Annotated in this window: 1 protein-coding gene; it reads right to left on the bottom strand. The window is 69.7% G+C overall.

Going from position 1 to position 16,472, the window contains the following annotated elements:
• Positions 1-61: 61 nt before the first annotated feature.
• Complete coding sequence (locus tag AC1RIF_RS19930) at positions 62-16,435, bottom strand: amino acid adenylation domain-containing protein (protein WP_492603090.1); 16,374 nt, start codon at positions 16,433-16,435, stop codon at positions 62-64.
• Positions 16,436-16,472 lie beyond the last annotated feature (37 nt).

The raw sequence follows: 16,472 nt of genomic DNA, 5'->3' as shown, positions 1-16,472 counted from the left end.
AGATCAGGCGACCATTGCCTGCTCGAAAATCTTCTTCCGGCCCCGTACCGCTCTCACGTCATCAGGAAACCTCCGGCCTGCAGTGACCCCGCGGGTCCCGGGTTCGAAGTTCCGCCGCGAGGATCGGACCGATCACCGCCAGTGCCGTCGGTGCCGTCATCTCGGCGTGAGTGCAGTCGACAGACACCTCCCGCACCTTCCCCGTCACGTAGGCATCCCACTGCCGAGGCGCGGCGACGCCTTCCCGACAGTCTTTCGCTGCTGTGAAGAATACGAGATCCCCGGTGAATACGCGCGGGCGATGACGTCGCACCAAGCTACTGGCGAGTAGCGAGTTCTCGTGCATGGCAGCGATACTGGCCGCGGACAGGAATGCGAACGGACTCTCGGCACGGCGCAGAAGTTCGGTCGCGCGGTCGGGATCGAGGTCCTGTGGCTCCCCGGTGAGGTCCAAGGACGGCTCGAGTTCGGCCAGCAGATCGATCACATCGTGTCCGGCGGATTCCATGCCCTCGCTCACCTCGACGAGGCTGTCGAGAGCGGCGAGGAGAGCCACCGATTCTCCGCTGTCCTGCAGCGCGGTCGCGATCGCGTGTGCAATCACACCGCCGAGGGACCAGCCGACGAGGGAGTAGGGGCCGTGCGGCTGGATCCGGCGGATCTCTCGGACGTAGCCGGCCGCCAGGTCCGCTATCTCTCCCGGGAACCGCAGGCCGACATCGAGTCCCGGCGCCTGGAGGCCGTACACGGGTTGGTCCCCGCCCAGGTGCTGCACCAGGCCGGCGTAACTCCATGCGACTCCGGCCGCCGGATGCACGCAGAACACCGGAGGTCGTGTTCCGTTGGTCTGCAGAGGAAGAACGCTCCCCAACGCGCCGGACGTCCAGTGCGGCGAACTCTCGATCGACTCGGCAAGGCGGGCGGGAGTTGCATCCGGGAACATCAGCGACACCGGCACCGGGCGATCGAGTTGCGCCGACAGCAGGGTGACCACCTGCAGAGCGCCCAGCGACGTTCCGCCCGCGTCGAAGAATCCGGTGTCGCGTCCCACCGAGCCGCCCCCGAGTACCTCCGCGAACACCGACGCCACGGTCCGCTCCGTCGCGGTGATCGGAGGTGCCGCTGTCGCCACGACGGGAAGCGGCAGGTCCGCGAGCGCGGCGCGATCCACCTTGCCGTTGACGGTGAGCGGAAGTTCGTCGACGGCGACGAACGCAGCGGGAATCAGATTGCGCGGTAGCCGAAGTGACAACTGCCGCCGGAGGTTCCCGATCGTGTCGGTCTCGTCGACGCCGTCGGCGAGTACCACGTACGCAACCAGGCGCTCACCTCGCAACAGTGTCACCGAGGCGGCCACGGACCGGTATCCACCGAGCATCGCGTCGATCTCCGACGGCTCCACCCGCACGCCGGCGACCTGGACCTGATCATCCGAGCGACCGATGAAACGGAGATCTCCGTCGGTCCCCACCCGGACCCGGTCGCCCGTGCGGTACAGACGCCCGCCCGCGGTGCCGTGCGGGTCGGCGACGAATCGGCTCGCGGTGAGGTGCGGCATCCGGCGGTATCCCCGGGCGAGACCGGGACCGGCCAGGTACAGGTCCCCGATCGCCCCGGGCGGGGTCGGACGGAGTCGGTTGTCGAGGACTTCTGCCCTGACCCCGCGGATCGGTGCCCCGATCGGGACCGGGGTTCCGGCTTCGAGCTCGCGCAGAGCGCCGGTGCCCGTCGCCATGATCGTGACCTCACTCGGACCGTAGGCGTTGAAGAATCGACGAGCCGGAGCCCACCGTCGCACCTGCTCCGGAGGGCAGACGTCCCCTGCACTGATCAGGACCTTCAACGTTTCCAGACCGCCGGGCTCGAGCGACTCCAGGACAGCCGGGGTGACGACCGCGTGACTCACTCTCTCCTCGACCAGCAGTCGGTGCAGACCGGCACCGCCGAACTCGTTCCCGCCGGCGATCACCGAGGTCGCCCCGTTGGCCGCTGCCATGATCAGCTCGAACACCGACGCATCGAAGCTGGGTGACGCGACCTGCAGGACACGGGAGTCCGGTGTGATGCCGTACCGCTCACGCTGTTCCGCCACCAGATTCGCCAGCCCCCGGTGCGTGACGGCTGTGCCCTTCGGGACTCCGCTGGTGCCCGACGTGTAGATGACGTAGGCCATCTGATCGAGGTGTACCCCGGTTGGCCGGTGACACGGACCGGCCGACGGAGGCAGGTCGCGGTCGAGGAGGATCCAGCCCGGCTCGTCGGGCAACCCGCCCGCGTGCAGGGAGGACGTCAGCCCGGCGACCGCCCCGGAGTCGGCAAGCATCAAGGCGATTCGTGCAGCCGGATGGCGCGGGTCCACCGACAGGAAGGCGGCGCCGGACTTCGCCACCGCCCACATCGCGACCACGAACTCGACCGATCGGTCGAAGGCCAGCGCGACGACGGTCTCCGGACCGGCACCCCGCGAGACGAGGCTCCCTGCCACGCGGTCCGACCAATCATCGAGGTCGCGGTACGACAGGTCGACCCCGTTGCACCGCACCGCGACCCGCTCGCGGTGCGCATCTGCCGCGGCCCGCAGCATCGCCGGGAGCGTGCCCTCTGGCGAGTCCGTCACAGCGAGCGATCGCCCGCCCGCCACCGACGTGCCGCCCAGGTCGACGTCGCCGACAGCGATCGTCGGATCGGCGAGGACGGCGTCGAGCATCCGGCCGAAAGCGTCGACCAGCCGTGCGGCGGTACGGGCTGTGAACACGTCGGTCGCGTAGCCGAGCCGGACGTCGAGCCCGGTCGCACCCTGCGTCACGTCGAGCTCGAGGTCGAACCGGATGGCATCGGAGTCGAGTTCGACGGGTTCGATTGCGCTGCCCGACAGCCCCTCCGGATAAGCCCCGGCTTCCGCGCCGAACGTCAGCATCACCTGCACGAGGGGGTGGTGCGTGGTGACGCGACCGGGACGCATCGCCTCGACCACGCGGTCGAACGGCACCTCGCTGTGAGCGAAGGCGCCCAGATCCGCGTCACGCACCACTGCGAGGAGCTCCCCGAACGATGCATCGGTGTCGACGTCGGTACGCAGCACGATCGTGCCCACGAACATGCCCACCATGTCGTCGAGTTCACGCGGACCGCGACCGGCGGTCGGCGTTGCGACCGCGACGTCGGCGATGCCCGCGTACCGGGCGAGCACGGCCACCCATACCGCGTGCACGACCATGAACTGGCTGACGCCGTGCGACCGCGCCAGGTCCATGAGTGACCCCGAGTCGGTGGAGAACTCGCGACGCTCCGTGGCGCCGCGGTGTGTCGGCGGCCCCGATCGGAGCCGATCCCACGGCAGCGGCAGCCGCTCGGGCATGCCGTCGAGGGCGCGGACCCAGTAGTCGAGGCTACGCGCGACCACCGATTCCGGATCGTCCTCGGATCCGAGCATTTCGGTACTCCACACGCTGTAATCGCCGTACCCCACGACCAGCGGTGTCCACGACGGCGCCCGCCCCGCGGACCGAGAGCGGTACGCGTCGACCAGATCGCGGCCGAACGGCCCCATCGACCACCCGTCGGCTGCCATATGGTGCAACTCCACGACGAGCAGGGCCACGTCGACGTCCTCGGAGATCACGGCGATCCGCAACGGTGTCTCGCTGGTGAGGTCGAACGCCCTCGGCGCCGGCACTACGTCACGATCGACGATCGACACCGACGAGGACGCGAGTATCACCTGGTGGGGGCCGTCGGCAGTGTCGGGGTAGACCGTCCGGAGGGTCTCGTGGCGTTCCACCACATCGGCAACGGCGAGGTTCAGTGCCGCACGATCGAGCCGGCCCCGAACACGAAGACCGAACCTGATGTTGTACTCCGTCGACCCGGGATCCAGGCGATTGACCAGCCACAGTCGACGCTGCTGGGGCGCCAGCGGGATCCGGTCACCACCTCGCGGTTGCGAGCGTGGGATCGGATGCACCGACGCTGTACCCTTGTCGCGCAGCGCAATCGCCAGGCCCCTCGCGGTCGGATGGTCGAACAGGTCCCGCACGGCGATCCGGCGACCCGATGCCGCCTGGATCCGGGCAACCACGGAAGTGGCGGACAGCGAACTGCCGCCCAGGGCGAAGAAGTCGCCGTCGACGCTGACCGCAGGCAGTGCGAGCACGTCCGAGAAGGCCTCGACGATGGTCTGCTGGAGGGCATCACCCGCTGCGACCCAGTGTTCGATTCCTCGCCGTCCACCCGGTAGCGCCGACACGTCGAGCTTCCCGTTGCCGGTCAGCGGGATCTCGTCGAGCACCTCCACACGCGAGGGCACCAGGTGCTTCGGCAGGACCGCGGCGGCGAACTTCCTGACCTCCGCCGGATCCGGGTTCTCGCCGGTGCGCGCAGCCACGTACGACACCAGGACGTCCCGTTCGAGTACGGTGCGCGCGAGCGCGATCCCGGAATGGCCGACGAGCACGCTGTCGATTTCTCCCGGCTCGACTCGATATCCCCGGACCTTGATTTGGCTGTCGGTGCGCCCGATGTACTCCAGACCGCCTCGACGGCCCCAACGCACGCGATCGCCGGTGCGGTACATCCGCTCGCCGGGCGCACCGTAGGGATCGGCCACGAACCGGGATGCGGTCACGGCGAGGTCACCGAGGTAGCCGCGGGCCAGCCCGGTTCCTGCCAGATACAGTTCGCCGATCACCCCACGCGGGACGGGTCGCAGGCGGCCGTCGAGGACCATGACGCCGGTTCCCGGAACGGGTGCCCCGATTCCCACGGACCGCCCGGGCCGAACCAGTGCCGCCGTCGCGACCACGGTGGCCTCGGTCGGACCGTACGCGTTGACCATCGAGCGGGTGTCCCCGGCAGCCCATTCCTGCACCAGCTCGGGCGGACACAGCTCGCCGCCGACCGCGACCGTCTCGAGCCCCGGCAGACCGGTGGGATCGACGGTCGCGAGCGCGGACGGCGTGGACAGCAGGTGTGTGACCCGCTCCTCCCGCACCAGCCGCGTCAACTCGGTTCCACCGAATCGTCCGGGCGGGGCGAACACCAGCGTCGCCCCCGATCCCAGAGCCAGGATCACCTCCAACAGCGCGGCATCGAAGTTTGCCGAGTAGTTCTGCAGGACCACTGAATCCGGGCCGACGCCGTAGTGCGTCACGGCGAGTGCGGCCAGTGCGCTCAATCCGACATGCGACACCACGACGCCCTTGGGGCGGCCCGTGGAACCCGACGTGTAGACGATGTACGCGGGGTGCTGCGCACGCAACGGGTGGACGCGGTCGCCGTCGGTGACCGGGGCCTGCGATGCCCCCACGAGGGCGTCGATCGTCACCCACTCGGCCGTGCCCAGGGGTTCGTCCGGCAGGACGTCCGCAACGGCGATCGCGGCACCGCTGTCCGCCAGCAGGTACTCGATCCTGGCGGGCGGGTACTCGGGGTCGATCGTGACGAACGCGCCGCCGGCCTTGCTCACCGCCCACATGGCGGTGACCCACTCCGGTGAACGCCCGAACACGAGCGCCACCACGGTCTCCGGCCCCACCCCGCGGCGGATCAGTTCGCGGGCAATCCGATTGGAGAGGGAATCGAGGCGCGCGTAGCTCGTCTCCCAGCCGTCCGCACGAAGCGCCGTCGCATGACGTCCCGCCGCGACCCCCGCCGAGAACACGTCGGGCAGCAGAACGGCCGTCGGCGCACTGCCACCCGAGTTCCGGGCGATCTCGCCGGGAAACTCGATGTCGCCGACGACGCAGTGCGGATCCGCCACGAACGCGTCCAGAACCTGTTCGAGGGTCTCCACGAGGTTCGCCGCCGTCGACTCGTCGAAGAGATCCGCCGAATAGCCCAGAGCAACAGAGAGACCGACCGGCCGATCTCGATCATCCCGGTCGTCCGTCACCGAGAACTCCAGATCGAACCGTGCCGACTCGGGAGTCAGATCGACCATGTCCACGGCTACCTCGTCCAGTGTCGCGGTCACCGCCGGCAGGTTCTGGAACGCGAGGAACACCTGGAACAGCGGGTGCGCACCCTCCACGCGCGGCGGGTCGACCGCCTCCACCACCTGCTCGAACGGCAGGGTCGAGTGGTCGAAGGCGGTGAGGTCGCCGTCCCGAATCTCCGCGAGGAGCCGGGGCAGCGACATCGCCGGATCGATCCGGCTGCGCAGCACCACGGTGTTCACGAACATGCCGACGGCGGTGTCCAGTTCGGGTGCACCTCGACCCGAGACCGAGGTGCCGATCGCGACGTCCCGCGCGGCGCCGAGCCGTGCGAGTACCACGGCCAGTGCTGCGTGCACGACCATGAACAGGCTGACTCCGTGTTCGTGTGCCAGGTCGAGCAACGCCCGGTGCCGGTCCGCGGCGAGACGTTTCCGGTGCAACCCGCCCCGGAAGGTCGAGCGGTCGGGTCGTGGGCGGTCGGTTGGTGGCGTGGAAAGCGCCGGCAGCCCCCGTAGGACCCCGCGCCAGTGGTCCCGTTCCCGGGCAGCCGTCGAATCGGAATCCTCGGGCACACCGAGCAGGGCGATCCGTCCCAGGGTGTGGTCCGCGTACTGGGCGGGCGCGGCGTCCCACCTGGGCGCCTCGTTCACACAGCGCGCGGAGTACGCGTGCGCGACGTCCCCGGCGAGCGGTGCGAGCGACCATCCGTCGAACGCGATGTGGTGGACGACGACCACCAGCAGATGATCGTCCGCGGCAGCGCGCAGCAGTACGGTACGGACCGGCGGTGCGGCGGCGAGGTCGAAGCCTTCCGCGGCCAGGACGCCGGCCCGGGCCTCGAACTCGTCCGCGGCCGCCTCGCGCACCTCGAGGTCCACCGGCCCCGGACGATGCACACGCTGACTGGGTCCGTGTGTGTCTGCGGGGTAGGAGGTCCGGAGGATCTCGTGCCGCGCGTACACGTCACCGATCGCCGTCGTCAGGGCCTCGGTATCGAGGCTGCCACGCATCCGCAGGCCGAACGCGATGTTGTAGACGGCAGACCCGGGATCCAGGCGGTCGAGCAGCCACAGTCGCTGCTGCGGCGGTGACAGCGGGACGACGTCCGGCCGCGGCGGCGCCACAGCAATGGAACCGGCCTGCGGCGCCTCCGCCAACCGAGCGGCGAGCGCCTCGACCGTGGGGTGCTCGAAGACATCCCGCACCGAGATGTGCACGGGCAGTTGATCACGCAGCCGGCCGACCAGCCGCGTGGCCCCGAGAGAGCTTCCCCCCGAGAGGAAGAAGTCGGTGTCGACGCCCTCGACGCGTGCCCCGAGAACCTCGGTGAATGCTCCGGCGACGGCAATCTCCCACCGCCCTGCCGGCTCACGGCCCGCCCCGACGTCGAGCACCGGCGCCGGCAGCGCCGCGTAGTCGACCTTCCCGTTCACCGTCAACGGCAGCGCGTCCACCCGGATCACGGTTGTCGGCACGAGCGGCGCCGGCAGCGTCCGGCGCAGCGCCGTGCGCACGTCCTCGAGTTCGACGTCGGACGAGGCCGCGATGTACGAGACGAGAATCCGCTCACCCGCCGAACCCGGCGTCGTGACCGTCGCCGCCGACCGGACCCCCGTGTGGGCGGTCAGCACGGCATCCACCTCGGCCGGGTCGATGCGGTGCCCTCTGAGCTTGATCTGACGGTCGGCACGCCCGACGAAGACGATGCCATCGGTGCTGCGGCGCACCAGATCTCCCGTCCGGTACATGCGCACACCGGTGTCCCGGGGGTGAGCGACGAAGCTGGCCGCGGTGGCCGCGGTTCGCCGGTGGTAGCCCCGCGCCAACTGGTTGCCGGCGAGGTACAACTCGCCTGTCGCCCCGACCGGAACCGGCCGCAGTCGGGTGTCGAGGACGAGCGCCTCCGTGCCTCGGACCGGACCGCCGATGGTGATCGGACCCTCGGGTGCCAGAGGATCACTGATCGTCGACACGATGGTGGCTTCGGTCGGCCCGTAGGCGTTGAACATCCGGCGGCCGGACGCCCAGTCCCGCACCACCGTCACCGGTAGTACTTCACCGCCGACGATCAGGGTGCGCAGATCCGGTAGCGTCCGCGGATCGACACCGACCGATGCCCACGCCGCGGTGGTGACGAAGGCGTGTGTCACTCCTTCACGACGCAGGAACGCCGCCAGGTCGGGTCCACCGTAGATCTCGGTCGGCGCTACCACGAGCGTCGCGCCCGCCGGCGCCGCGAGCAGGATCTCCAACAGGGCACCGTCGAAGGTCGTCGGCGCGAAATGCAGTACCCGGCTGTGGACGTCGACCGAGTAGCGCTCGCGCTGCTCCTCTGCGAACGTGCAGAGTCCGCGCTGGGTCACCAGGACCCCCTTGGGCGTGCCCGTCGAGCCCGACGTGAAGACCAGGTACGCCCCGTGATCGAGCCGGGATCGGCCGACCACGTCGCCTAGGGGTGCAGCGGACAACTCGTCCAGTCGCACCCGGACGGCGGTGTCGTCCAGGCAGATCCACTCATCGAGTTCCGGCAGGGCGGGGAGGTGGCGGTCGACGGTGATGCCGCCGACCGCACCCGCCTCGGTGAGGAGTCGCGCGATCCGTGCCCGCGGTGCCGCCGGGTCGACGGGCGCGAACACGACACCGGCCTTGGCGCACGCCCACAGCGCGACCACCGAATCGAGCGAACGCGACAGCGCCACCGCCACCACGTCCTCACTCCCCCAGCCTCTCTCGTGAAGAGCTCGCGCCAGGCGGTTCGCGAGCCGGTCGAGTTCCCGATAGGTGAGCTCGTCGGTGCCACCACGCACCGCGACCCCGTCCGGATTCACCGCGACCGCGGCCTCGAGGATCTCCGCGAGACCGCGCCTCGGGGTGGCGCACCGCCCGCGCAGTACGTCAGGTTCCGGACCGAGCAGGTCCAGGCCGCCGAGCGGCGACGTCGGGTCGGTCGTGACCGCGGTCAGGACACGGACGAAGACGTCCGCGAACCCGCGAACGGTCCTCTCGTCGTAGAGGTCCGTCGCGTAGTCCATCCTGCACTCGGCGCCGGAGCCCGCGGTCGGCGTCACGGTCAGCTGCAGATCGAACTTGGCGACGGTCGGCAGGTTCAGCTCCTCGACGACGTCCAGGCCCGGCACGTCCGCGACGACCCGGTCCTCCATCGACAACGCAACCTGGAACAGCGGATGCCGGGCGAGCGACCGGGGGTACCCCAGCTCCTCGACGAGGCGGTCGAAGGGAATGTCACTGCGCGAGAACGCCTCGGTGTCCGCCGACCGCACCCCGTCGAGCAGTTGCGCGAAGTCGCCGCCGGCATCGACCCGCACCCGCAGCACCAGTGTGCCCGCGAACATCCCCACCACGTCGTCGAGGTCGCCGTGACCACGCCCGGCGACCGGGGTACCGATCGGAACATCCTGCCCCGCACCGAATCGGCTGAGCAGCAGGGCCAGCGCCGCATGCAGAACCATGAACACCGTCGCGTCGTGGGCGCGGGCCACTGCGGCGACCCGGTCCCACACCTCGGCGCCGAGCGCGAATGTCACGGTCGCCCCGGCTCCGGATGCGGTGGCCTGTCGCGGCCGGTCCGTCGGGAACGTGACCTCCTCGGGGAGAGCATCGAGGGCCCGCATCCAGTAGGCCAGTTGCTCGGCCGCGAGCGAGGTTCCCGTCCCGTCGCCGTCGAGGACCCGGTGCTGCCACAGGCTGAAGTCCGGATACTGCACCGCCGGAAGCGTGAGGGTCGGCGTTCGTCCGGCGGACCTCGCGCCGTACGCGGCCGCCAGGTCCTGTGCGAGGACGCGCAAGGACCACCCGTCCGCGGCGATGTGGTGCACGACCAGCGCCAGGATGTCATCCCCTCGGCGGATTCGGTTCTCGCAGAGCACGGCCCGGAACGGCAGCTGCGTCGTGAGGTCGAACCCACCGCCGGCCACCACCGCGGCGGCCGCGACCGGGTCGTCGGTCACGTGGACCGCGAACGCGACCGGGACGTCCTCGACCGGCACAACCGATTGGTACGGTCCGGCTTCGTCGACGGGGTGGATCGTGCGCAGCGCCTCGTGGCGTGCGACGACGTCGGCGACGGCGAGCCGCAGTGCCTCGAGGTCGGCGGCCGCGCCCAGGCGCAGCGCTATCGGCAGGTTGTAGGCAGCCGAGCCGGGTGACATCCGGTTGACGAGCCACAGGCGATACTGCGCCGGGGACAGCGGGATCCGATCGGGACGCGGCCCGGCAACGGGTGCCGGCCAGGGATTTCCGTCGCGGTCCAGAAGCCGGGTGAGACCGGCCACCGTCGGATGCTCGAACACGTCGCGGACCTCGATCCTGCGACCCGTGATCGCGCCGAGCCGGGCCGCGACCCGCGCCGCGATCAGGGAATTTCCGCCCACCTCGAACAGGCTTTCGCCCGACCTCGGAACAACGCCGCCCAGAAGGTCGGCGAGCACACCGGCGACCTGCTGCTCCACCGCCGACCGGGCGGACTGCACCGGATTCTGCCGCGGGAGGGGTGCGGGCAGGGCGTTCCGATCGAGCTTGCCGTTCACGGTCACCGGCATCCGGTCCACGACGACGATTTCGGCCGGGACCAGATACGCAGGAACCTCGGTTCGTAGCTCGCGCAGGACCGACGTCGGATCGACACGGTTGTCCGCCGCCGCGCTGACGTATGCGACGATCTCGCCGCCCGAGTCCGTCCGACGCAGAACGGCGGCTGCGTCACCCACCTCCGGGCGTCGGCGCAACACGCTCTCGACCTCGCCGAGCTCGATCCGCACACCCCGGACCTTCACCTGGTCGTCGCTGCGGCCGACGAAGTCGAGAACCCCGTCGGACCGTCGGCGGGCCAGATCGCCGGTTCGGTACATGCGGTCGCCGGGCGCGCCCCAGGGATCGGCCACGAACCGGGACGTCGTCACGCCGGGACGCCGCAGGTAGCCTCGGGCCAGTTGCGCTCCGCGCACGTAGATCTCGCCGACGACGCCGGGCAGGACCGGGCGAAGACGCGCATCGAGGATCACCAGATCCAGCCCGGGCAGCGGACTGCCGATGGGGCTACCGACACCTGTCGGGTGGGCAGCCAACTCGGCGTCGAGGTCGTGGAACGTCGCATGCACCGTCGTCTCGGTGATTCCGTACATGTTGGCCATCCGCGGGCGGGTGGGTCCGGCGGAGCGCCACCAGGACCGCAGCCTCGGGACATCCGACGCCTCGCCACCGAAGATCACCCATCGGACGGACGCCGGCAACGTCGGCGTCGTCCGGATCAGCTCGTGGAATGCGGTGGGGGTCTGGTCGAGGATCGTGACGCGCTCACGTTCGAGCAGTGCGCGGAAATCCTCCGGACTGCGGGCCACGAACGGATCGACCACTATGAGAGTGCCGCCGTGCGCGAGTGCGCCCCACATCTCCCAGACGGCGAAGTCGAAGGCGTACGAGTGGAACATCGTCCACACGTCGGTCGCACCGGCGTCGATGCGGCGGCCCGCGGCGTCGAGCAGTGCGGTGACATTTCCATGACTGACGACGACCGCCTTGGGGTGGCCGGTGGTTCCCGACGTGTACAGCACGTAGGCGGCCTCGTCCGGCCGCGGCCGGCGTGACACGGGGCGGGCGTCCCGCGCGGCGGGATCGATCAGCACTTCGGGAACCGAACTCGCGGGCAGTCGTCCGCACACCTCGACCGTCGTCACTACACACACCGGGCGCGCATCCTCCAGCACGAAGCGGAGCCGGCCCGCGGGATGCTCGAGATCCAGGGGGACGTAGGCACTGCCGGTCTTCAGCACCGCGAGCAGGGCCACCACCGTCGCGGCGCCCCGGGGCGTCGCGACGGCGACCAGTTGCTCGGGACCGGCGCCCGCCGCGATCAACCGGCGGGCCAGCGCGTTGGAGCACAGATCGACATCGCGATAGGTGAGGCGCTCGTCACCCGCGACGAGCGCGATCGAATCCGGTGCGCGCCGCGCCCGGTCCTCGAACAGCGTCACCAGCGACACGGCGTCGCGGTTCACCCGCTCCGCGCAATCGGACACCCGGCCGGGCACATCGGTGCCCAGATCGATATCGCCGACAAGCACAGTCGGATCGGCCGCCGCGGTATCCAGGATCCGGAGCATCGCAGCGGCCAACGCACGTACTGTTCGCGCGTCGAACAACTCGGCCGCATAGGTGAAGGTGAGGGCCAGTTCGCCGGTTGCAACTCGGTCGACTGCAAGTTCGAGCTCGAACCGTGCGGCGGTGGCTGGCACATCGAGCACTTCCACGTCGAGGCCCGGCACCTCGACGGACGGTTGGACATGGTTCTGGAATGCGAGAACCACCTGGAACACCGGATGCTCACCCGGAACACGCTCCGGCGCAAGCTCGTCGACCAGGTCTTCGAAGGGCAGATCGGTGTGCGCGAAGGCGTCGAGCCCCACGCGCCGCACACGCATCACCAGGTCGGAGAAGGCCTCGTCGGAATCGATCCTCGTGCGCAGCGGTACGGTCTCGACGAACATGCCGACCGCACGGTCCAACTCCGCCGCGCCACGACCCGCGACCGGCGTCCCGATGACGATGTCGTCTCCGTCGCCCACGCGGGACAGCAGCGCCGCGAACGCCGCGTGCACGACCATGAACAGGCTCGAACCGTTCGCGGACGCGAATGCCTGTAGCCGCGAGACGGTTCCGTTCCCCACCACGACGCGCTCGCTCGCCCCGGTCGCCGTCGGCTGAGTGGGCCGTGGCCGATCGAACGGTAGCCCGGATCGGGCCGGGGCACCGGACAGTGCCCCACGCCAGTAATCGAGCTGCCGCCCTCGCAGGCTTCCCGGCTCGTCCGCCGAGCCCAGCATCGAGTGCTGCCACAGCGCATAGTCCGCGTACTGGATCACCGGGGCATCCCACTGCGGTGCGGCACCACCGACCCGAGCGCGGTAGGCAACCAACAGGTCGTCGGCCAACGGCGCCACCGACCACCCGTCAGCGGCGATGTGGTGGACACCGATCGCCAGCACGTGGTCGTCGGAGGCCAGTCGATAGAGCACTGCGCGAACCGGAGGATCGGTTCGCACATCGATCACGAACGGGGTGCGGTCACGGAGGGCGGTGTCGAGCTCGTCAGCGGTGATGTCGACCGGACGCAGTTCCGGAACGGCACGCTCCACCTCGACGAGCGACTGGACAGGTCCTGTGCCGCTTTCGGGGTAGACGGTTCGCAGCACCTCGTGCCGCGTCGCCACATCCGCGAAGGCGGTGCGCAGCGCGCCGATGTCGATGCCGCCGCGGACCCGCAGCGCCATCGGGACGTGGTACGCCGACGATTCCGGGTCCAGCCTCGCCAGGAACCACATCCGCAACTGCGCGGACGACAGCGGCAGCACGTCCGGTCGCACGCCCACCTCGAGCGGTGGCCGGGCCTCGCTCACCTCGTCGACGGCAGCATCGATGCGGGCCGCCAGCGCGCGGACCGTCGGATTGTCGAAGATGTCGCGAACACTCAGCGCGACTCCCGACACGGCGGCCAGGCGAGATCCGACCCGTGTGGCTGCCAGGGAATGCCCGCCGTACGCGAAGAAGTCGTCGTCGCGGCCGACGACCGGCGCTCCGAGTACATCTGCGAAGACCTCGGCGACGGTCGCCTCGGTGGGCGTACGGACAGGTTCGGAACCGGCCCGGGCCGAAGGGCCCGCCCCGGACGGAAGTGCGCGCCGATCCACCTTGCCGTTCACCGTCGCGGGAACGTCGGCGAGGATGTGAATCCTGTTGGGGACCATGTAGTACGGCAGCTCGGCGGCCACGTGCCGGCGGACCGCGTCCACGTCGAGCGCATCGGGGCTGTCCGGCAGGATGTGCACCGCGATCACCGCTTCGTCGTCCGCACCCCGGCCGGCGACGGCCACCGCCAGTGCCACCGCGGGGTGCCTCTCGAAGACGGCCTCGATCTCCCCCAGTTCGACCCGGAATCCCCGAATCTGTACCTGTGTGTCGGCGCGCCCGACGAACTCGAGTTCGCCTTCCTCGGTCCAGCGGACCAGGTCACCCGTGCGATACAACCGGGCACCCGGCCCTCCGCACGGATCCGCGACGAACCGCGACGCTGTCGCACCGGGAAGTCCGTGATATCCCCGGGCCAGCCCCACCCCGCCGATGTAGAGCTCACCCACCGCATCAACGGGCACTGCCCGCAGGTGCCGGTCCAGGACCACGACCGAGGTCCCCCGCACCGGTGTGCCGATCGGCGTATCCGATCCGGGTTGCAGCGGTCGGGAAAGCGTGGCCAGAACGGTGGTCTCCGTCGGCCCGTAGGCGTTGAGCATCAACCGCCCGTCCGCCCATCCGTCGGTGAGCCCGACCGGAAAGCGGTCCCCGCCCGCATCGACCACCTCGAGCGCATCGAGATCCGAGGAATCGGTCACGGACAGCACCGCCGGCGACGAGACGAAGTGCGAGATCCTTCGCTCACGCAGGAAGTCAGCGAGCTCCGGGCCGCCGATCACACCCGCCGGGAGCAGGACCAGCGTTGCACCGCTGGTGAATGCGAGCAGCCATTCCTGCACCGCCGCATCGAAACCCGGAGAAGCGGAGTGCAGTACGCGGGCATGTGCCGAACCGCGATACCGGCAACGCACCTCCCGCGCCAGGCTCGCCAGGCCCCGATGGGTGACCGCCACGCCCTTGGGCCGACCGGTCGTGCCGGAGGTGTAGATCAGGTACGCGACATTGTCGACCCGCACCTCGGCGCCGGGCCGGTCTTCGGATGCGGCGAGCGGTGCCGGCCGTGCCTGCGAGCCTCCGGCGGTCCCCGTGTCGTCCAAGCGGATCCACTCCGGGCCCTCGGCAACCTCGACCGATCGCACGGTGAGTCCGAGCACGGCGCCGCAGTCGGCGACGATGCGGCGCCGCCGATCGGCCGGTAGTTCCGGATCCACGGGCACGAAAGCCGCCCCGGTCCTCGCCACCGCCCACACCGCCACGATGAGTTCGATCGATCTCGGCAGCGCCAGCACCACCGATGATTCCGGCCCTGCCCCTCGATCGACAAGCATGCGCGCGAGGCTCGCCGCCCGGTCGTCGAGTTCTCGGTATGTCAGTGCGACGGATCCGGATTCGACCGCCACAGCGGACGGATCGCGCCGTGCAGCATCGTGCAGCAGGCCGGCCAGTGGGCGGGGTCTCTCGGCGACACCCCCAGCGACGTGCACCGGGTCGTCAGCGGTGCCGAGGACCAGATCTGCGGCGGGCGTGGACCCCGGCGCGGTTTCGAACCGTTCGAGGAGCGCCTCGAATCGCTCGAGATGCCTACCGAGTTCGCTCCTCGTGTACAACGCCGGGTTGGCCTCGAGATCGACCCTCACCGCTTCGCCGGGGACCCCGTCGTACACGTTCAGAGACAGGTCCTCGACCGGGCCGGTCGACAGGACATGGAACTCTCCCAGCGCATCTCCGAGTTCGATCTCGCGGCGGAACAGCATGAGATTGACGACGGGGCCGAAGGATCGCAGCGCCGCACCCGCAGAGCCGTCGAACCGGTACCGCTGGTGCCGCATGGCCCCTGTCAGTTCGACGGACACGGTCGACACCAGATCGTCGACCGTTGCATCGGGTCCGATCACGACCCGGAGCGGAACGACATTCGCGATCATGGCACCGGAGCGACGCATCGTCGCGGTTGTCCGTGCGGAGACCGGGAGACTGAGGACGATGTCGTCCCGCCCTGTCATGCGAGCGAGATAGAAGGCCCACGCGGCGATCACGACCGGAGCAACGAATCCGCTGCGGGGCTGCACGGCACGGATCCGCGTACTCGCAACGAGCGGTATCGCGGCGGGCCGTGGGCGAAACGATCTGGCGGACAGACTGACAGGTTCCGGAAGCGAGAGCAGTCGACTCGCCCAGTGTGCCTCGTCTATCGCGAATCTCCGTGACCGAGGATAGTCCCGCTCCAGCTCGAAGAGCACGTCGAGACCGGAGGCGGCGGAGGCGGGAGCTGCCTCCCCTCTCGCCCCCAGCGTGTACAACTGGGCGATCCGGTTCATCAGGTTGGTAGCGCCGAATCCGTCGAGCGCGACGTGGTGAACCTTGCCGTACCAGTAGAAGTGCTCGGGCCCCAACCGAAGTGCAGTTGCGGAGATCACGCGGTCCGCCACCATGTCGAGCGGACTGGACCGATCGCGGTCCATCCACGCGTGAGCCGCGCTCACCGGGTCCGCCGCCGCGCTCAGGTCCACGAAGGAGAGCCTGTCGTCCAGATCGTGGTGGACGAACTGCATTGGCTCGCCGTCCACTTCGCACAGACGAAGCACTGGGGACTGCAGCTCGCGGCTCGCGCGATCTGTCGCCCGCTCGAGCAACTCGACGTCCAGCTTCCCCCGCACCTCGACGTAGTGCGCCATCACATAGGGGGTTTCGGCGTCCAGCTGCTGCGCGTACCAGACACCCCGCTGCGCGGCGGAGAGCGGAAAACGCGCGCTCATGCCGTCGCGATCAGGCTGCCAATCAGGAAGATTCGTCACAATTCCTCCCCCCGCGCACGAGCGTGCGGCGAACTCA

Source organism: Prescottella sp. GW823-FHT02E09, assembly GCF_058797375.1.
The sequence above is the reverse complement of the archived record's forward strand: the minus strand, read 5'-3'. Positions and strand labels throughout refer to the sequence as shown.